This is a genomic window from Pseudomonas sp. GW822-FHT02G04, assembly GCF_058802085.1.
This window is the reverse complement of the sequence record NZ_JBXANU010000011.1, coordinates 149,992-171,326: the sequence shown is the minus strand read 5'-3', so window position 1 is coordinate 171,326 and position 21,335 is coordinate 149,992. Positions and strand designations below refer to the sequence as shown.

The 21,335-nt window shown below is 60.9% G+C and carries 14 protein-coding genes and 2 pseudogenes; 11 read left to right on the top strand and 5 right to left on the bottom strand.

Going from position 1 to position 21,335, the window contains the following annotated elements:
• Positions 1-268: 268 nt before the first annotated feature.
• Complete coding sequence (putA, locus tag AC1RO5_RS16360; RefSeq protein ID WP_493176227.1) at positions 269-4,222, top strand: trifunctional transcriptional regulator/proline dehydrogenase/L-glutamate gamma-semialdehyde dehydrogenase; 3,954 nt, start codon at positions 269-271, stop codon at positions 4,220-4,222.
• 280 nt (positions 4,223-4,502) lie between these two features.
• A complete protein-coding gene (locus tag AC1RO5_RS16355; RefSeq protein WP_493176225.1) occupies positions 4,503-6,305 on the top strand; it encodes an acyl-CoA dehydrogenase in 1,803 nt (600 codons plus the stop codon).
• A gap of 99 nt (positions 6,306-6,404) precedes the next feature.
• Here AC1RO5_RS16355 and AC1RO5_RS16350 read toward each other — a convergent pair whose 3' ends face one another.
• The 4 genes and pseudogenes from AC1RO5_RS16350 to AC1RO5_RS16335 all read right to left on the bottom strand — a co-directional run bounded on the left by AC1RO5_RS16350 (position 6,405) and on the right by AC1RO5_RS16335 (position 8,972).
• Positions 6,405-7,136, bottom strand: a complete 732-nt coding sequence (locus tag AC1RO5_RS16350; RefSeq protein ID WP_493176247.1) for a methyl-accepting chemotaxis protein — start codon at positions 7,134-7,136, stop codon at positions 6,405-6,407.
• Between the two features lie 132 nt (positions 7,137-7,268).
• A pseudogene (locus tag AC1RO5_RS16345) lies at positions 7,269-8,297 on the bottom strand (HAMP domain-containing protein); the annotation flags it as partial.
• 145 nt (positions 8,298-8,442) lie between these two features.
• On the bottom strand, positions 8,443-8,745 hold the full coding sequence (locus AC1RO5_RS16340) for a cell division protein ZapA (RefSeq protein ID WP_007936757.1): 303 nt from the start codon (positions 8,743-8,745) through the stop codon (positions 8,443-8,445).
• Positions 8,742-8,972 (bottom strand): hypothetical protein, encoded by a 231-nt coding sequence (locus AC1RO5_RS16335; RefSeq protein WP_007936756.1) that lies wholly within the window; start codon positions 8,970-8,972, stop codon positions 8,742-8,744. Before AC1RO5_RS16335 ends, AC1RO5_RS16340 begins: the two co-directional genes overlap by 4 nt.
• Positions 8,973-9,151: 179 nt before the next feature.
• Here AC1RO5_RS16335 and AC1RO5_RS16330 point away from each other — a divergent pair.
• The 6 genes and pseudogenes from AC1RO5_RS16330 to trxC form a co-directional block, all read left to right on the top strand.
• A pseudogene (locus AC1RO5_RS16330) lies at positions 9,152-10,018 on the top strand (MCP four helix bundle domain-containing protein); the annotation flags it as partial.
• A complete protein-coding gene (locus AC1RO5_RS16325) occupies positions 10,001-10,873 on the top strand; it encodes a methyl-accepting chemotaxis protein (protein WP_371916747.1) in 873 nt (290 codons plus the stop codon). The pseudogene AC1RO5_RS16330 and the gene AC1RO5_RS16325, both read left to right, overlap by 18 nt.
• 262 nt (positions 10,874-11,135) lie before the next feature.
• On the top strand, positions 11,136-12,878 hold the full coding sequence (locus AC1RO5_RS16320; RefSeq protein WP_007936754.1) for a potassium/proton antiporter: 1,743 nt from the start codon (positions 11,136-11,138) through the stop codon (positions 12,876-12,878).
• 33 nt (positions 12,879-12,911) lie between these two features.
• Positions 12,912-16,262 (top strand): mechanosensitive channel MscK, encoded by a 3,351-nt coding sequence (gene mscK, locus AC1RO5_RS16315; protein WP_493176222.1) that lies wholly within the window; start codon positions 12,912-12,914, stop codon positions 16,260-16,262.
• A gap of 48 nt (positions 16,263-16,310) precedes the next feature.
• Positions 16,311-17,774, top strand: a complete 1,464-nt coding sequence (selO, locus tag AC1RO5_RS16310) for a protein adenylyltransferase SelO (RefSeq protein ID WP_493176220.1) — start codon at positions 16,311-16,313, stop codon at positions 17,772-17,774.
• A gap of 174 nt (positions 17,775-17,948) precedes the next feature.
• Entirely contained in the window at positions 17,949-18,383 is a 435-nt protein-coding gene (trxC, locus tag AC1RO5_RS16305; protein WP_030129872.1) for a thioredoxin TrxC, read from the top strand.
• 58 nt (positions 18,384-18,441) lie between these two features.
• On the opposite strand, the gene AC1RO5_RS16300 is transcribed toward trxC, so the two are convergent.
• Positions 18,442-19,212, bottom strand: coding sequence for a ParA family protein (locus tag AC1RO5_RS16300; protein WP_493176218.1), 771 nt, complete (start codon positions 19,210-19,212; stop codon positions 18,442-18,444).
• A gap of 356 nt (positions 19,213-19,568) precedes the next feature.
• Here AC1RO5_RS16300 and AC1RO5_RS16295 point away from each other — a divergent pair, with 356 nt between their 5' ends.
• The 3 genes from AC1RO5_RS16295 to AC1RO5_RS16285 are packed head-to-tail and all read left to right on the top strand — an operon-like array spanning position 19,569 to position 21,335.
• Positions 19,569-20,294, top strand: coding sequence for a beta-ketoacyl synthase chain length factor (locus AC1RO5_RS16295; RefSeq protein WP_007936748.1), 726 nt, complete (start codon positions 19,569-19,571; stop codon positions 20,292-20,294).
• Positions 20,270-21,082, top strand: coding sequence for a lysophospholipid acyltransferase family protein (locus AC1RO5_RS16290; protein WP_018928587.1), 813 nt, complete (start codon positions 20,270-20,272; stop codon positions 21,080-21,082). The genes AC1RO5_RS16295 and AC1RO5_RS16290 overlap by 25 nt, the downstream gene beginning before the upstream one ends.
• On the top strand, positions 21,060-21,335 hold the full coding sequence (locus AC1RO5_RS16285) for a phosphopantetheine-binding protein (protein ID WP_493176216.1): 276 nt from the start codon (positions 21,060-21,062) through the stop codon (positions 21,333-21,335). Before AC1RO5_RS16290 ends, AC1RO5_RS16285 begins: the two co-directional genes overlap by 23 nt.

Genomic DNA, 21,335 nt, shown 5'->3' with positions numbered 1-21,335 from the left:
TGCAACCAGTTTCGTTCGAATAAGTTGCACCTAATCGGATTTACCTGAAAACAGTCGGTTTTTGCTCCTTTTTAGGGCGTTTTCCGGATTGAGCTAGAAGCAAAAGCACCAAGCAGGAGCCGTACCGGTGTATCAGAATTTATTTCCTGACGAGCTGCTTATTATTCCGGCAAAAAAAGGGTTGCACCCGGTTGCACCTCAACCAACGCACAGCTAATCTTGCCGTCAGCTGATGCCACGCGGTCGTGGCAAACATGAGGATAAAAATATGGCTACCACCACCCTTGGGGTCAAACTTGACGACCCGACCCGCGAACGCCTCAAGGCCGCCGCGACCTCGATTGATCGCACGCCGCACTGGCTGATCAAGCAGGCAATTTTCAATTACCTGGAAAAACTCGAGGGTGGTGCAACCCTATCCGAGCTGAATGGTTTGAACAGCAAGGAAGTTGACGAGGTGGGCGAGGTCCACGTCGATCACGCGCACCAATGCTTCCTGGAATTCGCTGAAAGCATCCTGCCGCAATCGGTGCTGCGCGCCTCGATCACTGCCGCTTACCGTCGCCCGGAACCTGAAGTGGTGCCGATGCTGATCGAGCAGGCGCGCCTGCCGGCACCGATGGCCGAAGCCACCAACAAGCTCGCCGCCTCGATTGCCGAGAAACTGCGCAATCAGAAGAGCGCCGGCGGCCGTGCCGGGATTGTTCAGGGCCTGCTGCAGGAATTTTCCCTGTCGTCCCAGGAAGGCGTGGCGCTGATGTGCCTGGCCGAAGCGCTGCTGCGCATCCCGGACAAAGGCACTCGCGACGCCTTGATCCGCGACAAGATCAGCACCGGCAACTGGCAGCCACACTTGGGCAACAGCCCGTCGCTGTTCGTCAACGCCGCCACCTGGGGCTTGTTGCTGACCGGCAAACTGGTCGCCACCCACAACGAAGCCGGCCTGACCTCCTCCCTGAGCCGCATCATTGGCAAAAGCGGCGAACCGATGATCCGCAAGGGCGTCGACATGGCCATGCGCCTGATGGGCGAGCAGTTCGTCACCGGCGAAACCATCGCCGAAGCCCTGGCCAACGCCAGCAAGTTCGAAGCCAAAGGCTTCCGCTATTCCTACGACATGCTGGGTGAAGCCGCGCTCACCGAGCACGATGCGCAGAAGTACCTGGCCTCGTACGAACAAGCCATCCATGCGATCGGCAAAGCCTCTCACGGTCGTGGGATTTATGAAGGCCCGGGCATTTCCATCAAGCTCTCGGCCCTGCACCCGCGTTACAGCCGCGCCCAGTACGAGCGCGTGATGGACGAGCTGTACCCGCGCCTGCTGTCGTTGACCCTGCTGGCCAAGCAATACGACATCGGCCTGAACATCGACGCCGAAGAAGCCGACCGCCTCGAGTTGTCGCTGGATCTGCTGGAGCGCCTGTGCTTCGAGCCGCAACTGACTGGCTGGAACGGCATCGGTTTCGTGATCCAGGCTTACCAGAAGCGTTGCCCGTACGTGATCGACTACGTGATCGACCTGGCTCGCCGCAGCCGTCATCGCCTGATGATCCGCCTGGTGAAAGGCGCGTACTGGGACAGCGAAATCAAACGCGCCCAGGTCGAGGGCCTGGAAGGCTATCCGGTCTACACCCGTAAGGTGTACACCGACGTTTCCTACATCGCCTGCGCACGCAAGCTGCTGTCGGTGCCGGAAGTCATCTACCCGCAATTCGCCACGCACAACGCCCACACCCTGTCGGCCATCTACCACATCGCCGGTCAGAACTATTACCCGGGTCAGTACGAATTCCAGTGCCTGCACGGCATGGGCGAACCGCTGTACGAACAGGTTGTAGGCAAAGTCTCCGACGGCAAGCTGAACCGTCCGTGCCGCGTTTACGCTCCGGTCGGCACCCACGAAACACTGCTGGCGTACCTGGTGCGTCGTCTGCTGGAAAACGGTGCGAACACCTCGTTCGTCAACCGCATCGCCGACCAATCTATTTCGATTCAGGAGCTGGTGGCCGATCCAGTGGCCAGCATCGAGCAAATGGCGACGCTGGAAGGCGGCTTCGGCCTGCCGCACCCGCGTATTCCGCTGCCGCGTGATCTTTATGGTGCCGAGCGCGCCAACTCCAGCGGCATCGACATGGCCAACGAACATCGCCTGGCTTCGCTGTCCTGCGCTCTGCTCGCCACAGCCCATAACAACTGGAAAGCCGCGCCGATGCTCGGTTGCGCCTCCAGCACTGAAACCCCTGCGCCAGTCCTCAACCCGTCCGATCTGCGTGACGTGGTGGGCCATGTGCAGGAAGCCACCGTCGAAGACGTCGACAACGCGATCCAATGCGCCTTGAATGCTGCGCCGATCTGGCAGGCCACGCCGCCAGCCGAACGCGCCGCAATCCTGGAACGTGCCGCCGATTTGATGGAAGGCGAGATCCAGCCGCTGATGGGCCTGTTGGCTCGCGAAGCCGGCAAGACCTTCGCCAACGCCATCGCCGAAGTGCGTGAAGCCGTGGACTTCCTGCGTTATTACGCGGTGCAGGCACGCAACGATTTCACCAACGACGCCCACCGCCCATTGGGCCCAGTGGTGTGCATCAGCCCGTGGAACTTCCCGCTGGCAATCTTCAGTGGCCAAGTGGCTGCTGCTTTGGCCGCCGGTAACCCGGTACTGGCCAAGCCTGCCGAGCAAACCCCGCTGGTCGCTGCTCAAGCCGTGCGCCTGCTGCTCGAAGCCGGGATTCCGGAAGGCGTGCTGCAACTGCTGCCGGGCCGTGGCGAAACCGTCGGCGCCCGTCTGGTCGGCGACGATCGGGTCAAAGGCGTGATGTTCACCGGTTCCACCGAAGTCGCGCGCCTGCTGCAACGCAACGTCGCCGGTCGTCTGGATGCCCAGGGCCGTCCGATCCCGTTGATCGCTGAAACCGGCGGCCAGAACGCGATGATCGTCGACTCCTCGGCACTGACCGAACAAGTGGTCATCGACGTGGTGTCGTCGGCGTTCGACAGCGCCGGTCAACGTTGCTCGGCGCTGCGAGTGCTGTGCTTGCAGGAAGATTCCGCTGACCGTGTCATCGAAATGCTCAAGGGCGCCATGGCGGAATGCCGACTCGGTAACCCGGAGCGCCTGTCCGTGGACATTGGCCCGGTGATCGACGCCGAAGCCAAGGCCGGCATCGAGAAGCACATCCAGACCATGCGCGACAAAGGTCGCAACGTGTACCAGGTGGCGATCGCCAACAGCGAAGAAGTCAAACGCGGCACCTTCGTGATGCCGACCCTGATCGAACTGGAAAGCTTCGACGAGCTGCAACGGGAGATCTTTGGCCCGGTGCTGCACGTGGTGCGCTACAAGCGCAAAGACATCGACCAACTGATCGGCCAGATCAACGCATCCGGCTACGGCCTGACCCTGGGCGTGCATACTCGCATCGACGAGACCATCGCCAAGGTGATCGACAACGTCAACGCCGGTAACGTCTACGTCAACCGCAACATCGTCGGTGCCGTGGTCGGCGTGCAACCGTTCGGCGGCGAAGGCCTGTCGGGTACCGGTCCGAAGGCCGGTGGTCCGCTGTATCTGTACCGCCTGCTGTCGACGCGTCCTACCGATGCGATCGAACAATCCTTCGCTCGCGGCGATGCCATCGCAGCGCCGGACGTGCGTCTGCGCGATGCCATGAGCCAACCGTTGACCGCGCTGAAAGCCTGGGCCGACAGCAACAAGCTCGCGGACCTGAGCGCCCTGTGCGTGCAGTTCGCGGCGCAATCCCAGAGCGGGATCACCCGCGTGCTGGCCGGCCCGACCGGCGAGCGCAACAGCTACGCCATCCTGCCGCGCGAACACGTACTGTGCCTGGCGGACGTCGAAGGTGATCTGCTAACTCAACTGGCCGCAGTATTGGCCGTCGGCGGTTCGGCGGTGTGGCCGGACGCTGAACCGGGCAAGGCCTTGTTCGCACGTCTGCCGAAGGAAGTTCAGACGCGGATCAAGCGGGTTGCCGACTGGACCAAAGACGAAGTGGTGGTTGATGCAGTTCTGCATCATGGCCATTCCGATCAGCTGCGTGCGGTGTGCCAGCAAGTGGCCAAGCGTGCGGGGGCGATTGTCGGGGTTCATGGTTTGTCGCAGGGTGAGACCAACATTGCACTGGAGCGTCTGGTGATCGAGCGGGCGTTGAGCGTGAACACCGCTGCGGCGGGTGGTAACGCCAGTTTGATGACTATCGGTTAACTCCCTCGTGATCGTTCCCACGCGCAGCAAAGGAATGCAGCCCGGGACGCTCCGCGTCCCATCGGTGCCAGGCTCGAAATCGGCAGCGCGGCTGGAACGCGGAGCGTCCCTTGAGGCATTCCCACGCAGAGCGTGGGAACGATCATCCGTCAGCAACATAAAAATGGGCGCCCTCACCGGCGCCCATTTTTTTGGCCTCTCCATCACCGTTGTCAATCATCCTGTTCAGCCTCTATTCCCACGCCTAGACTCGGTCCATCCCAATTAAAGGTAGGCCGCCATGTCCGAGACGTTGCTCAGTTCCCGCAATCTGGCTTTCGAGCTGTATGAAGTCCTTGATGCCGAGGGCCTGACCCAACGTGAGCGTTTCGCCGAGCACAATCGCGAGACCTTCGATGCCGCCATCGGCACCGCCCGCAACATCGCCGAGAAGTTCTTCGCCCCACACAACCGCAAGGGCGACGAGAACGAGCCGCGCTATGAGGACGGTCAGGCGATCCTGATTCCGGAAGTGAAACCGGCGGTGGATGCCTTCCTCGAAGCCGGTTTCCTCAACGCCGCGCGCAGTTTCGATGCCGGCGGTATGCAACTTCCTACACTACTGTCCCAGGCTTGCTTCGCGCACTTTCAATCGGCCAACGCGGCGTCGACCTCCTACCCGTTCCTGACCATGGGCGCGGCCAACCTGATCGAAAGCTTCGGCACCGATGAGCAGAAGCAACGCTTCCTGCAACCGATGATCGACGGTCGCTTCTTCGGCACCATGGCGCTGACCGAGCCGCACGCCGGCTCGTCACTGTCGGATATTCGTACCCGCGCCGAGCCTGCGTCCGACGGTACCTATCGACTCAAGGGCAACAAGATCTTCATCTCCGGCGGCGATCACCCGCTGTCGGAAAACATCGTGCACATGGTGTTGGCCAAGTTGCCGGACGCACCGGCCGGGGTGAAAGGTATTTCGCTGTTTATCGTGCCCAAGTTTTTGGTCAACGATGACGGCAGTCTCGGCAAGCGCAACGATGTGCTGCTGGCCGGGCTGTTCCACAAGATGGGCTGGCGCGGCACCACCTCCACCGCGCTGAACTTCGGCGATAACGGCGAGTGTGTCGGCTATCTGGTGGGCAAGCCGCACCATGGCTTGAGCTACATGTTCCAGATGATGAACGAGGCGCGGATCGGCGTCGGCATGGGCGCGGTGATGCTGGGTTACGCCGGCTATCTGTATTCCCTGGAATACGCCCGCGAGCGTCCGCAAGGTCGGGTGCCGGACAGCAAGGATCCGACTACGGCACCGGTGGCAATCATTCAGCACGCCGACGTCAAACGCATGCTGCTGACCCAGAAAGCCTACGTCGAAGGCGCGTTCGACCTCGGCTTGTACGCGGCGCGGCTGTTCGACGACACCACGACGCTTGAGGGCGAAGCCGAGCGCAAACAGGCCCATGAGCTATTGGATTTGCTGACACCGATCGTCAAATCCTGGCCGTCGGAGTTTTGCCTGAAGGCCAACGAACTGGCGATCCAGATTCTCGGCGGTCACGGCTACACCCGCGAGTATCCGGTGGAGCAGTATTACCGCGACAACCGTCTGAACCCGATCCATGAGGGCACCCACGGCATTCAGTCGCTGGACTTGCTGGGGCGCAAACTGGCGCAGAACGGCGGCGCGGGGCTCAAGCAACTGATCCGTCTGATCGCCGACACCGCCGAGCGGGCGCAGGCGCATGAGTCGCTGACTCCATTGCGTGAACCGCTGGAAAAACTGGTGGCGCGCCTGCAAACCGTGACCATCGGTCTGCTGACCGATCTGGCTCAGGGCAAGGTCAACAGCAGCCTGGCGAACTCGGCGCTGTACCTGAAAGTGTTCGGTCATACGGTGATCGGCTGGCGCTGGCTGGAACAGGCGATTCGCGCCGAGGAAGGGTTGGCCAAAGGGAACGCGGCGGATGTGAGCTTCTATAAAGGCAAGCTACAGGCGGCGCGGTATTTCCTGACGTGGGAAGTGCCGGGTTGCCACCATGAACTGGCAATTCTTGAGGCGCGGGATGATGTGTGTCTGAGCATGCAGGATGAGTGGTTCTGACCCGCTGACACCGATCGTTCCCACGCTCTGCGTCACGGCCGCGGAAGGGACGCGGAGCGTCCCGGGCTGCATTCCCACGCAGCGCGTGGGTACGATCAATTAGCTCAACTTGAACCCACCCATCTGCCGCGCCAAATCATCGGCCAAACGCTGCAACGTCTGACAGTCTTCACGGCAAGCCCTGACCTCCCCCGCCGTGGCTCGAGCCAGGTCGGAGATCCCCTGCACGTTGCGGTTGATCTCTTCGGTCACCACCGACTGCTCTTCCGTCGCCGTGGCCACCTGATGGTTCATGTCGCTGATGCGCTCGACCTGCCCGGTAATCGCCGTCAACGACGCCCCGGTGCGTTGGCTCGACTCAACTCCTGTGCCGGTCGCCGCTTGCCCGGCGTGCATTGAAGACACCGCATTTTCCGCCCCCTGCTTGAGGCTGCCGATCATCTGCTGAATTTCGTCGGTGGACGACTGAGTCCGCCGCGCCAGGGTCCGCACTTCATCGGCCACCACCGCAAAGCCGCGCCCCATGTCCCCGGCCCGTGCCGCTTCGATGGCCGCGTTGAGCGCCAGCAAGTTGGTCTGCTCGGAAATCCCGCGAATCACCGCCAGCACTTGATCGATGGACGCCACCTGATGGGCCAACTCGCCCACCGCTCCAGCGGCGACACCAATTTCGTCGGACATACTTTCTATATGCCTGATCGACCCGCCCACCACTTCCCGCGCCTGCAGCGCTTCATCCCGCGCTGTTTGCGAAGCAACCGCCGCGTTGCCGGCGTTCTGCGCGATTTCCTGCACGGTCAGGCCCATCTCGTGAACGGCGGTGGCGACCATGTCGGTCATTTCCTGCTGACGTCCGGAACGCTCAGCGGTGTTGTCCACCACCCGCGCCACCTGACCGACCGCCGTGCGCAAATGTTCACTGGTGGTCAGCACTTCGCCGATCATCTCGCGCTGACTTTCCAGGAACCGATTGAAACCGCGAGCGAGATCACCCAGCTCATCGGCGCGACTGGAATCTAACCGGTGGGTCAAATCTCCACCACCGCTACCGATGGCTACCAGCGCCGCTGTTACCTGACGAATCGGTCGCACCAATCCACGGGCCAGCAATACCACCAGCAACAGGCACACCAGCGCCACCGCGAGGCCAATGCCGCTGCTCATCCACATCGCCCGACGAGCTTCGGCGTAGATCTGCGACTGCGGCACTTCGGCCACCAGGGTCCAGCCCAGATCACGCAGCGGCAGGCTCAAGGCCAGAAACTCTTCGCCATCGCGGGCAAAACTGCTGCTGCCAGACGCGGCGGAGGTCATCACCGCTTGCGCCGCCGAGGCGCCGATCTGTTCGACCAGCGTACGTTTGCCGCTGAACTGTGCCTCGGGATGAACCTGGATCAAACCGTCGGAACGCACGAGATAGACCTTGCCGCGCTCACCGAAGTTGAAATTCTGGATCAACTCCGACAGCTCTTTCATGCTCAGGCCCAGCCCGGCAACGCCCACGACTTTGCCGGCCTGTTCGACCTTGAGGTCGATGAACAGCGCCAACTCGCCGGTGGCGGTGTCATTGTCGATATTGAGGGTGCGCGGCTGATTGCCGTCAAGGAACGAATAGAACCAGGCGTCATTGGGATTGGAGCGGCTAAGCGTGCGGTCCAGGCCCTTTTCGGTGAAGTAATGGTTTGAAGTGGCACCGATGATCAGCGCGGTAAAGGCCTTGTGCTCGGCACGGATGCCTTCCAGATAACTGACGAAACCGGCGGTCTGGGTGCCGTTTTCACCCCCGGCCAGCCAGTCGCGCACCATGCTGTTACTGGCGATGTCCTTGGCGGCGGTGAGGGGCTGGACGAGGATGCGCTCGATGTCGTTGCGCATCGCTTCGATGCTCGACGGCAGCGCCTGCTCGACCAGATAGCGCTGGGCGAGGCGGTTGACCACGAGGGTATAAATGCCAACCACGATCAGAATACTGACCAGCAGGGCGGTGCCCATGCTCAGGATCAACTGCCATTGAATACTGCGTCGCCAGAACTGCATGGAGCACCCCCAAAGAATAAGAGGCTGAAACACTGCAACAGCCATGCCGATTGTATACAACTCAATCGACAATTTATTCTTTGGTTGTGCGCAAAGCCGATCAGGCCTGATTGATCGTCTTGGCGATCACTTCAACCGTGGCGCTGACTTGCTCTTGGTAACGGTCGAGTTCCTGCTGGTGACGCTTTTGCATTTCGATCTGCTGCGAGCACAGATTCATCGCCGCCAGCACCAGCAAGCGGTCACCGATCAGCGCCGGGTACTTCTTTTTGGTCTCGGCCAGTGCGGCCTTCAACATCAATGCCGCGTCCAGCAGGGTCTGCTCTTCCCCGGCCGGCGCCTTGATTGAATAGTCTTCACCCAGAATCGAGACGACTTTTACCCCTGCGGCGCCGTAACTCATGCGCTGACAGGGCCGGCGCTGACGCGCTCAACCAAGGCCTGAATGCGTGCAACGGTGGCGCCTTGTTTCTCTTCCTGTTCCATCAGGCTCAGTTGCAGGCTTTCGTTTTCATCCTTGACCTGGGCCAGTTCTGCACTCAGGGATTGGTTGGTGCCGAGCAGGGTCTGGTTCTGTTGCACCAGGTCACTGACCAGTTGTTCCAATTGGCTTAGGGATGCTTCTAACATTTTGATTTTCCGGGCATTTTCAAAGGGCGCGTACGATAAAGAAAAGTCACTGTGGAAGCCAGGGTTATGCAGGCGCAAGGCCTTGATTTTCCTGGCGGTCGACCTTCCTCGCGAGTTTTAAAGACTGCGATTGACGGCTCTGGTTCCTGCACTTCGTCGTCGCGGCCCTTCTGCGACAAATGCGCGCAGCGACTCAAGACTTTAGTCGTATGACCGATAAGTCATCCATACAACAGTCTCAGCCTCGCACGGAGGCGCTTTTTTCGGTGAACACCATGTCCCTACGAAATATGAATATCGCACCGCGGGCGTTCCTCGGTTTCACCCTGATTGGCGCCATGATGCTGATCCTGGGTGTGTTCGCCCTGAACCAGATGAGCAAGATTCGCGGCGCCGCCGAGGAGATCACCTCGAACAGCGTACCGAGCATCAAGAGCCTCGACGAATTCACCCAGCTGACCCTGCGCCTGCGTGTGCTGGCCTATCGTCTGCTTGTAAATCGTGAGCCGGACGTCCAGCAGAAAACCATCGAGCTGATGGAAACCCGTAACCAGCAGATTCGAGCGGCTCAGGCGAGCTATGAAAAGTTGATCGCCAGCCCGCAGGAACGTGCAGCCTATGATCAGTATGTGCAGTTGCTCGGTCAGTACCGCCAGATCGAAGACCGGATGAAGAGCCTGTCGCGCAACAATCAGGTCGACGAAATGCGCACGCTGGTCAACACCGATGTGCTGAACAACTCTGAAGCCATCAACACCGTGCTCAACCGCTTGCTGGAGATCAACACCCAGCAGACCGTCGACACCAACCAGCAAGCCGTCGACCAGTACTCCTCGGCCTTCAACCTGGTGGTGACCCTGCTGGTGATCGCCACCGGCCTGACCCTGCTGTTCGCCTGGCTACTGACCAACAGCATCACCAAGCCGATCGCCAATGCCCTGAGCGCCGCCGAAGAAATCGCCGAAGGCAACCTGACACGTCCGATCAAGGTCGATGGTGAAGACGAAGCCGGTCGTCTATTGGCCGCCATGGCGAAGATGCAGGACAAACTGCGCGACACCCTGCAACGCATTTCCGGTTCGGCCACGCAACTGGCGTCCGCCGCGGAAGAACTCAACAGTGTCACCGACGAAAGCGCCCGTGGCCTGACCCAGCAAAACAACGAAATCGAGCAGGCAGCCACCGCCGTCAACGAAATGACCAGCGCCGTGGAAGAAGTCGCGCGCAATGCCGTGAGCACTTCCGAAGCCTCGAAAAACGCCACCACTTCGGCGGGCGACGGTCGTGACCTGGTGCAGGAAACCGTCAGCGCCATCGAACGCATGAGCGCCGACGTGCAGAGCACCGCCACGCTGATCGGCGATCTGGCCAACGAGTCGCGAGACATCGGCAAAGTGCTGGACGTGATTCGCGGCCTGGCCGACCAGACCAACCTGTTGGCGTTGAACGCTGCCATCGAAGCGGCCCGTGCCGGTGAAGCCGGCCGTGGTTTTGCGGTGGTTGCCGATGAAGTGCGTGCCCTGGCCCATCGCACCCAGCAGTCGACCAGCGAAATCGAACGCATGATCGGCAGCATCCAGAGCGGCACCGAACACGCCGTGGATTCGATGCGTAACAGCACCGAGCGTGCCGAGTCGACCTTGAACATCGCGCGCGGCGCCGGCCTGTCGCTGGACACCATCAACAGCGCCATCGTCGAAATCAACGAGCGCAACCTGGTGATCGCCAGCGCGGCCGAAGAGCAGGCGCAAGTGGCCCGTGAAGTGGACCGCAATCTGGTGAACATTCGTGACCTGTCGGTGCAATCGGCCACCGGTGCCAACCAGACGAGTGCGGCCAGCAACGAACTGTCGCGCCTGGCGCTGGACCTGAACAACATGGTTGGGCGGTTTAGCCTGTAACGGCTACTCCCCCCTGTGGCGAGGGAGCTTGCTCCCGTTCGGCTGCGCAGCAGTCGCAAATTAACCTACGCGTTGAATCTGGCGCACCGCAGCGCCGGCTTGGGGGTCGCTGCGCGACCCAACGGGGGCAAGCCCCCTCGCCACAGGGGATGATCGCCGTCAAAAGCTTTTTGACAGCATCACATTTCAACAGGTTAGAATCGCTGGCACGCGGACTGCATGGTCAGTTTGCGCCCGCCTTTATGCTTCTGGAGTACTGCCTTTGAATGCGACGACCATCAACAGCCTGTTCTTGATCGGCGCGTTGCTGGTAGGTGCGAGCATTCTGGTGAGCTCACTTTCATCGCGCCTCGGGATCCCGATTCTGGTGATCATCCTCGCGGTGGGCATGTCGGCCGGTGTCGACGGTGCCGGCATTATTTTCGACAACTACCCCACGGCTTATCTGGTCGGCAACCTCGCCCTGGCAGTGATCCTGCTCGACGGCGGCTTGCGCACCCGGGTGGCGAGTTTTCGCGTGGCATTGTGGCCGGCGCTGTCGCTGGCCACGGTCGGGGTGTTGATCACCACCGGGCTGACCGGCATGGCGGCGGCGTGGCTGTTCGACCTGAACCTGATTCAGGGCCTGCTGATCGGCGCCATCGTCGGCTCCACCGATGCCGCGGCCGTGTTCTCGCTGCTGGGCGGCAAAGGCCTGAACGAACGGGTGACCGCGAGCCTGGAGATCGAATCCGGCAGCAACGACCCGATGGCGGTGTTCCTCACCGTAACCCTGATCGACATGCTCGCCAGCGGCCAGACCGGCCTGCACTGGAGCCTGCTCGGGCACTTGCTGCGTGAGTTCGGTATCGGCGCCGTCATCGGCCTCGCCGGGGGTGGGCTGATGCTGCAACTGGTCAATCGCATCCATCTGGCCACCGGCCTTTATCCGATTCTGGTGATTGCCGGCGGCCTGGTGGTGTTTGCCCTGACCAACGCCCTGCACGGCAGCGGCTTTTTGGCGGTGTACCTGTGCGGCCTGGTGATCGGCAACCGCCCGGTGCGCAGCCGCCACGGCATTTTGCATATGCTCGACGGCATGGCCTGGCTGGCCCAGATCGGCATGTTCCTGGTGCTGGGGCTGCTGGTCACGCCCCATGACCTGTTGCCGATTGCTTTGCCGGCACTGGGCCTGGCGCTGTGGATGATTCTGTTTGCCCGCCCGCTGTCGGTGCTGGCTGGCCTGCTGCCTTTCAAGGCGTTCCATGGACGCGAGAAGGCATTCATTTCCTGGGTTGGCCTGCGCGGCGCCGTACCGATCATTCTGGCGGTGTTCCCGTTGATGGCGGGGCTGCCCAATGCTCAGCTGTATTTCAATCTGGCGTTCTTTATCGTGCTGGTGTCGCTGTTGGTGCAGGGCACAAGCCTGCCGTGGGTCGCCAAGCTTCTGAAAGTGACCGTCCCGCCGGAGCCCCTGCCGATCTCCCGGTCGGCGCTGGAAGTGCATGTCACCAGCGAGTGGGAGCTGTTCGTTTATCGCCTCGGTGCCGAGAAATGGTGCATCGGCTCTCCCCTTCGCGAGCTGAAAATGCCCGAAGGCACCCGTATCGCAGCCCTGTTTCGTGGCCAGCAGCTGCTCCATCCGTCGGGTAGTACGGTGCTCGAAGTCGATGATTTGCTCTGCGTGATCGGCCATGAACACAACCTTCCGGCCCTCGGAAAACTCTTCAGCCAGGCACCGCAACGGGGGCTGGATTTGCGCTTCTTCGGCGACTTCGTACTCGAAGGAGACGCCCAGCTGGGCGCGGTTGCTGCCCTGTACGGGTTGAAAGTCGAGGGCATCGATCCGAACATGTCCCTGGGCCACTTCATTGCCCAGAAAGTGGGCGGCGCTCCAGTCGTCGGTGACCAGGTGGAGTGGAACAACACCCTCTGGACCGTCGCGGTCATGGAAGGGAACAAGATAGGTAAAGTGGGCGTCAGATTCCCCGAAGGAAGTCGCCCCGGCCCCGGCCTGTTCCTCTAAACTCCATTCTTCATCACGTTTCGATCGGTCTCTATGTCAACTCTGCGCACTTTTTTCATCATGGCCCTGCTGGGCTTGAGTCTTTCCATCAACACGCTGCAAGCCGCCGAGCCGCCATCCAGCGAAGCCGTGCAGGCGAGCCTGGACAAGATCGCCGACCGCAAACTGCCGGAGGCCGATCAGAAAGCCCTGCAAGCGGTCCTGCAGAGCACGCTCACCCAGCTCAACAACCGGCGTGATTACGACCAGAAACTGATCGATCTCAAGCAGCAGTTGAGCAATGCGCCAAAGCAGAACATCGAGAACCAGCGCGAGCTGACCCGCCTCAAGGCCACCAAAGTGGTGCCGGTGGGACAACGCTATACCAAAGAGACGATTCAGCAGCTCGAACAACTGCTGACCGAACGTTCCACTCAACAAAGCGACCTGCAGAAGGCCCTGGCCGAAGCGAACAGCCTGATCATTACCGCCCAGACCCGCCCCGAGCGCGCCCAGGCCGAGATATCTGCCAGCCAGACGCGCATCCAGCAGATCAACAACATCCTCAAGCTCGGCAAGGACAGCGGCAAGACCCTGACCGCCGAGCAACGCGACCAGCTCAACGCCGAACTCGCGGCACTCAACGCCTTGATCCCGTTGCGTCGCCAGGAACTGGCCGGCAACAGCCTGTTGCAGGACCTGGGCAACAGCCAGCACGACTTGCTGTCGGAAAAATCCGATCGCCTGGATCAGGAGATCCAGGACCTGCAAACCCTGATCAACCAGAAACGCCTGGCCCTGTCGCAAGAGACAGTGACCCAGCAGTCCATCGAGGCACAGAAGGCCGGCGGTAGTAGCCTGTTGGCCACCGAAAGCGCGGCCAACCTGAAGCTCTCCGATTACCTGCTCAAAAGCACCGACCGCCTCAACGAAGTTACCCAACAGAACCTGCAGACCAAGCAGCAACTGGACAGCGTGACCCAGAGCGATTCGGCGCTGGACGAACAGATCAACGTGCTCAAGGGCAGCCTGCTGCTCTCCAAGATTCTCTACAAACAGAAACAGTCTCTGCCGCGTCTCAGGCTCGACCGCGACCTGGCCGACCAGATTGCCGACATTCGCCTGTATCAGTTCGAAGTCAGTCAGCAACGGGAACTGCTCAGCAACCCGATCACCTATGTCGACAACCTGCTGGCAACTCAACCGCCCGAGCAAGTCACCCCGCAACTGCGCAAGAGCCTGCTGGAGTTGGCCACCACCCGCGCGGACCTGTTGGAGCGCTTGAATCGCGAACTGAGCGCGGTGCTCAACGAATCCATCACCCTGCAACTCAATCAGAAACAACTGCTCAGCACCGCGCAAAGTCTGCGGGCTACGCTGGACGAGCAAATGTTCTGGATTCCCAGCAACAAGCCGCTGGATTTTGAGTGGATGCACGGCGTGCCGGAACGCCTGCAACGTCAGGTCACGACCCTGCCGTGGGCTTCGAGCCTGAGCGAATTGGCCGATGGCCTGACGCAGCGGCCGCTGCTGTTCTTGCCGCTGGCCCTGCTGATCGGGGCACTGCTGTGGCGCCGTAAAAATCTCTATGCCCGCCTGAACAAAGTTCACCAGGACATCGGCCACTTCAAGCGCGACAGCCAGTGGCACACCCCGCAAGCGATTCTGATCAACATCCTGCTGGCGATGCCGGTTTCCCTGGGTCTGGCCTTGTGCGGCCTGGCCTTGCAGATCGACGCACGCGGGCAGAACGCCAATATGGGCGCGGCGCTGTTGCAAATGGCCCAGGCCTGGCTGGTGTTCTACACCGCCTACCGCATCCTTGCGCCGGGTGGCGTGGCCGAACTGCATTTCCGCTGGGAAAAGCCCCAGGTCGAATTCCTTCAAGGCTGGATTCGCCGGCTCGGGCTGGTGGTGATGGCCCTGGTGACCGTAGTGGCGGTCGCCGAGCTGCAACCGGCGGCGCTGGCCGATGACGTGCTTGGCATGCCGGTGGTGCTGACCTGCTACGCCTTGATGGCCTGGCTGCTCAGCCGCCTGCTGGTCAGCAGCCCGACCCACGAAAACGCCTCGCTGTTCCGCAAGGCCGTGGGAATCATGTTCACCGTCCTGCCGATCGCGTTGTTCGTTGCCGTGTGCTTCGGCTACTACTACACCGCGCTGAAACTCAGTGACCGGTTGATCAACACCCTGTACCTGCTGATGTTCTGGCTGGTGATCGAAGCCACCTTCGTGCGCGGCCTCAGCGTTGCGGCACGGCGCCTGGCCTATCAGCGCGCCCTGGCCAAACGCCAGGCCGCGAAAGAGGCCGGCGACGGCGAAGCGGTGATCGAAGAGCCGACCCTGGACATCGAGAAGGTCAACGAACAGTCCCTGCGACTGATCCGCCTGGCCCTGCTCGGCGGTTTCATCGCGGCGCTGTACTGGGTCTGGTCGGACCTGATCTCGGTGTTCTCGTACCTGGACAACATCACCCTCTACGAATACACCAGCGGCACCGGCGCCAATATGAGCATGGTGCCGATCAGCATCGGCGACATGCTCGGCGCGCTGATCATCATCGGCATCACCTTCGCGCTGGCGCGCAACTTGCCGGGTCTGCTGGAAGTGTTTGTGCTGTCGAAGCTGAACCTGGCCCAGGGCAGTTCCTACGCCACGACCACGTTGCTGTCCTATGTGATCGCCGGTGTCGGTTTTGTTTCGACCCTGTCCACGCTCGGCGTGAGCTGGGACAAGTTGCAATGGCTGGTGGCGGCGCTGTCGGTCGGTCTCGGTTTCGGGATGCAGGAAATCTTCGCCAACTTCATCTCCGGCATCATGATCCTGTTCGAACGCCCGGTGCGGATCGGCGACACCATCACCATCGGCAACCTGTCGGGCACGGTGAGCAAGATCCGCATCCGTGCCACAACCATCACCGACTTCGACCGCAAGGACATCATCGTCCCGAACAAGACGTTCATCACCGGGCAACTGATCAACTGGTCGCTGACCGACACCATCACCCGGGTGACCCTCAAGCTCGGCGTCGACTACGGCTCCGACCTGGACCTGGTGAAAGAGCTGCTGCTCAAGGCGGCCCGCAATAACCCGCGTGTGCTGAAGGACCCGGAACCCCAGGTGTACTTCCTGAACTTCGGCGAAAGCACCCTCGACCACGAGTTGCGCATGCATGTGCGTGACCTCGGTGACCGCAACCCGGTGCTCGATGAGGTCAACCGCTTCATCAATCGCGAATTCAAGAAGCAGCACATCAACATCTCGTTCCGCCAGATGGAGGTCTATCTCAAGAACCTTCAGGGCCAGGAGTACAAAATGGTGCCGATCGAACCGGAAACCAAAACCATTGTTCCGGCACCCACCAGCAAACCGCGGCAAGAGCCGCCGCCTGTCGAACTCGACTAAGCGCGCTATCCCTAGCAGAATGCTCGGACATTCTGCTGGAGATGGCCGTTGAAAGCCCTCGACGAACTGACCTTCGACAATCGCTTCGCCCGCCTGGGCGACGCGTTCTCAACCCATGTACTGCCTGAGCCCATTGCTGCTCCGCGACTGGTGGTCGCCAGCCCCGCCGCCATGGCGCTGCTGGACCTGGACCCGGCCGAGGCCGAAACACCGGTGTTCGCCGAGCTGTTCGGCGGCCACAAGCTGTGGGCCGAAGCCGAGCCGCGGGCGATGGTCTATTCCGGGCATCAGTTCGGCTCCTACAACCCGCAGCTGGGCGACGGTCGCGGCCTGCTGCTGGGCGAGGTCTATAACGAAGCTGGCGAGCATTGGGACCTGCACCTCAAGGGCGCCGGTCAGACGCCTTACTCGCGCATGGGCGATGGACGCGCGGTGCTGCGCTCCTCGATCCGCGAGTTCCTTGCCTCAGAAGCCCTGCATTCCCTGAACATTCCCACCACGCGCGCACTGTGCGTGATCGGCTCCGACACGCCGGTCTGGCGTGAGAAACAGGAACGCGCGGCCATGGTCCTGCGCCTGTCGCCGAGCCATGTGCGCTTCGGGCATTTCGAATTCTTCTACTACACCAAGCGCCCCGAGCAGCAGAAAGAACTCGGCGAGCACGTGCTGGCCATGCACTTCCCGCACTGCCTGGAGCAGCCAGAACCGTATCTGGCGATGTTCCGCGAAATCGTCGAGCGCAATGCCGAACTGATCGCCAAATGGCAGGCCTACGGGTTCTGCCACGGCGTGATGAACACCGACAACATGTCGATCCTCGGCATCACCTTCGACTTCGGCCCGTTTGCCTTCCTCGACGACTTCGACGCCCACTTCATCTGCAACCACTCCGATGACCAGGGCCGCTACTCCTTCAGCAACCAGGTACCGATCGGCCAGTGGAACCTTAGCGCCCTCGCCCAGGCCCTGACGCCGTTCATCAGCGTCGAAGCTCTGCGCGAAACCCTCGGCCTGTACCTGCCACTGTTCCAGGCCCACTACCTGGACCTGATGCGTCGCCGCCTCGGCCTTACTACCGCCGAAGATGACGACCAGAAACTGCTGGAACAGCTACTGCAACTGATGCAGAACAGCGGCGTCGATTACAGCCTGTTCTTGCGCCGCCTCGGCGATGAATCACCCGAACTGGCCGTCGCCCGCCTGCGTGATGACTTCGTCGACATCAAGGGCTTCGATGCCTGGGGTGAGCGCTACAGTGCCCGAGTTGCCCGTGAAGGTGAGGCTGATCAGGCACTGCGCCGCGAACGGATGCATGCGGTGAATCCGCTGTACATCCTGCGCAATTACCTGGCGCAGAAAGCCATCGATGCAGCGGAAAGCGGCGACTATTCAGAAGTTCGTCGTTTGCATGCGGTACTGAGCAATCCGTTCGAGGAGCAGCCGGGGATGGAGAGCTACGCCGAGCGGCCACCGGAATGGGGCAAGCATCTGGAGATCAGTTGTTCGTCGTGAGACTGAACAACACTGAATATTCAGACGGGTACTCGCCTGCGCTTTTGGTCATAGGCTTCGATATGGTCGCCTATGAACTCCACCAGGTTACTGCCTACAAACTTGCGCCTTGATAAACATCATTTCCGACTCCAGATCAGTTCCATAGATTGCCTACTCATCCGGAACCCGATCATGACCGACCCACTCCTCATCCCCTGCCCCCACTGCAATGGCCTGAACCGCATCCCCGCCGAGCGCCTCAACGACCATCCAAAATGCGGCCGCTGCAAGGCCGAGGTCTTGTTGAACAAGCCGTTCGAATTGAAGCAAGGCGATTACGCCAGTCAGATCAAGGGTGACCTGCCGTTGCTGGTGGATGTATGGGCGGATTGGTGCGGGCCGTGCAAATCGTTTGCACCGGTGTTCGAACAGGCGGCAGGGCAGTTGGCGGGCAAGTGTCGGCTGGCCAAGCTGGACAGCGAGGCGAATCAGCAGTTGTCGGCGCAGTTGGGGATTCGCTCGATCCCGAGCCTGATTCTGTTCAAGAACGGCCGGGAAGTGGCTCGCCAGAGCGGAGCCTTCCCGTTACCGCAGTTGATGAGCTGGTTGCGCAGTCAGGGGATCTGATAATGGCCTGAAAAGATCGTCCGAAGGCCCGGGCCGCGTTCGGACGATCTTTTGCCTTTCAGGCATTTTCCAGCAGGTTGTGCAGATCGACGAATTGCTGGGTCAGCTTGTGCCGCGGGTCGAGGTGGATCAGCGGCGTGTTGGCCTGATGGGATTCGCGCATGCGCACCGAACTGGCCAGGTATACCGGCAGCACCGGCAGCCCTTCGGCGATCAGTTCGTCGAGGATTTGCTGGGGCAGGCTGGCACGAGCCTGGAACTGGTTGACGACAATACCTTCGACTTCCAGCCCTTCGTTGTGATCGTCCTTCAATTCTTCGATTTCCGCCAGCAGGCCATACAGCGCCTGGCGCGAGAAGCTGTCGCAATCGAAGGGAATCAGCACACGATCAGCGGCGATCAACGCCGAGACAGCATAAAAATTCAGCGCCGGCGGGGTATCGAGGTAGATCCGGTCGTAATCGCCGTCCAGCTCCTCGAGCAATTTGCGCAGCTTGTTGATCTTGTGTTTGGCCTCAAGCTTGGGCTGCAAGTCTGCCAGCTCGGCGGTGGCAGTGATGACGTGAAGGTTGTCGAACGGAGTTTCGTAGATGTCGACCTGACCTTTCTTCGAGAACGGCCCGGAGGACAGGGTCTGCTTGAAGAAGTCGGCGATACCCATCGGGATATCCTCACCGGTGAGCCCCGTCAGGTATTGAGTGGAGTTGGCCTGGGCATCGAGATCCACCAATAACGTGCGATAGCCTTCGCTGGCGCTGACCGCCGCCAGATTGCAGGCAATGCTTGATTTGCCCACGCCACCTTTCTGATTGAACACCACGCGCCGCATGTCTAAACCTCCGTGTATCAAAGAATGACCGAGTGTAGTAGTCCACATCGCTGCTTAGCTACCTCGCCAGCATCTAGACTACACAGTCATAGGCAAATCTCTGGCCGGAAAAGCTGCCAACTCGTCCATTGATAGCCGACAGTGCCGACAGACATGTCCGCCGCAGCGTGGATAATGGCAAAACGACAGCTTTTCGCGAACCAGACGGTACATTTCGTTGCGCAAAATGTAACCAGCATTTGCTACACACCCGCAGCACCGGGATAATGCGCGCCACTCGGCGTTAAGCGCCACGTCAGGTCAGCCGCGGCTCTTGCGACTCACCGCGTTAAAGGAAGCCCGCAGGGGCGGGATGAATGTCTGTGATCAACTTCAACATCGCCCAATGGCGCGCTTGGGCCCCTGGGCTTGAAAGCGTGGATGATTGGCAGGCCTGGAGCCGACAACCGGTCGTGCTCGAGCCCAGCGATGCCGCCCCGGATGTGTCGTTTCTGCCGGCCATGCAGCGTCGGCGACTCAGCCGTCTGGCGCGGATGGCGTTCAGTGTCGGCTGGCCCTTGGCCGATGGTCGGCAGGATCTACCGTTGGTCTTTATTTCTCGCCACGGCGAAACCCCGCGCACCTTCGAAATTCTCAGCGATCTGGCGACCGACCAGCCATTGTCGCCCACCCAGTTCAGCCTGTCGGTACACAACGCGGTCATCGGTCTGTGGTCGATCATGCGCGGCGAAACCAGCGAAATGACCGCCCTCGCCGCGGCCGGCGATGGCCTTGAACACGGCATGCTGGAGGCGGCAGCGCTGCTTGAGGAAGGCGCGCCCGCGGTACTGCTGGTGGTGACTGAAGAGCAACCGCCCACTGCCTACTCGGCCTGGATCGACGATGTGCCATTCCCTTACGCAGTCGGCCTGTTGATCACCCCCGGCAATCAGTGGCAGCTGTCGCTGAACAGCGCCCCGCACACGTTGTCCAAAGCCCGCTGGCCCCATGCCCTGAATCTGTTGCATACGCTGCTCGGCCAGCAGACTACCTGCCAACATGCCTGGAAAAATCGTGTATGGACCTGGCAACGCAACCCGTAACCGATAAAAACCGCGACGCCTACTACTGGCGCCTGCTGGCCACCGCCGCAAGCTTCACCCTGTTCGGGTTGAGCAGCCTGTGCCTGCGACTGGTGGTGTTCCCGCTGTTGAACTGCTTGCCGGGAGACGCTCAGGTTCATCGTCAGCGTGCGCGACATACGGTCAGCCGGTGTTTCTGGTTTTTCATTCGGTTCATGGCGCGCAGCGGCGTGCTGACCTATGACATTCAGGGGGCGGAAAAACTCGGACGACCAGGCCAGATGATCGTCGCCAACCACCCCTCGCTGATCGATGTGGTGTTTTTGATCGGTCTGGTGCGTCACGCCAATTGCGTGGTCAAGAAAAGCCTCTGGGAAAACCCGTTCACTCGCGGTCCGCTACGCTGTACCGAATACATCAGCAACGATGGCAGTATGGACATGCTCGACGCCGCTGCCGACGCGCTGAAAAGCGGTCAGACCCTGATCATCTTTCCCGAGGGCACCCGGACCCGACCCGGCCAACCGCCGGCCTTTCATCGGGGGGGTGCGGCAATCGCGCTGCGTGGTGCGAGAATCCTCACCCCGGTAATTATCAAGGTCAACCCGACCACATTGACCAAGGCCGAACCCTGGTATCGGATCCCCAAACGCCGCGTGCACTTCAGTTTCCGCGTCGGGGCCGATATAGACCCACAGGCCTTCGCTACGCAAGGACCTGCGCCCCAGGCCTCGCGCAAGCTCAATGACTATTTGCACTCTTACTTTATCAAGGAGCTCGCCGAAGATGAGCGATCAGAACACCGTTAGCCTGATGCTGGAAATCAAAGAGCTGATCATCGAAGCCCTGGGCCTCGAAGACATCAGCGTCGACGACATCGGCGACAACCAGACGCTGTTCGGCGAAGGCCTGGGCCTGGACTCGGTAGACGCGCTGGAGCTCGGCCTGGCGATCCAGAAAAAGTACGGCATCAAAATCGATGCCGACGCCAAGGACACCCGTAATCACTTCAGCAACGTGGCGAGCCTTGCGGCGTTCGTCACTGCAAAACAGACAGCTTGA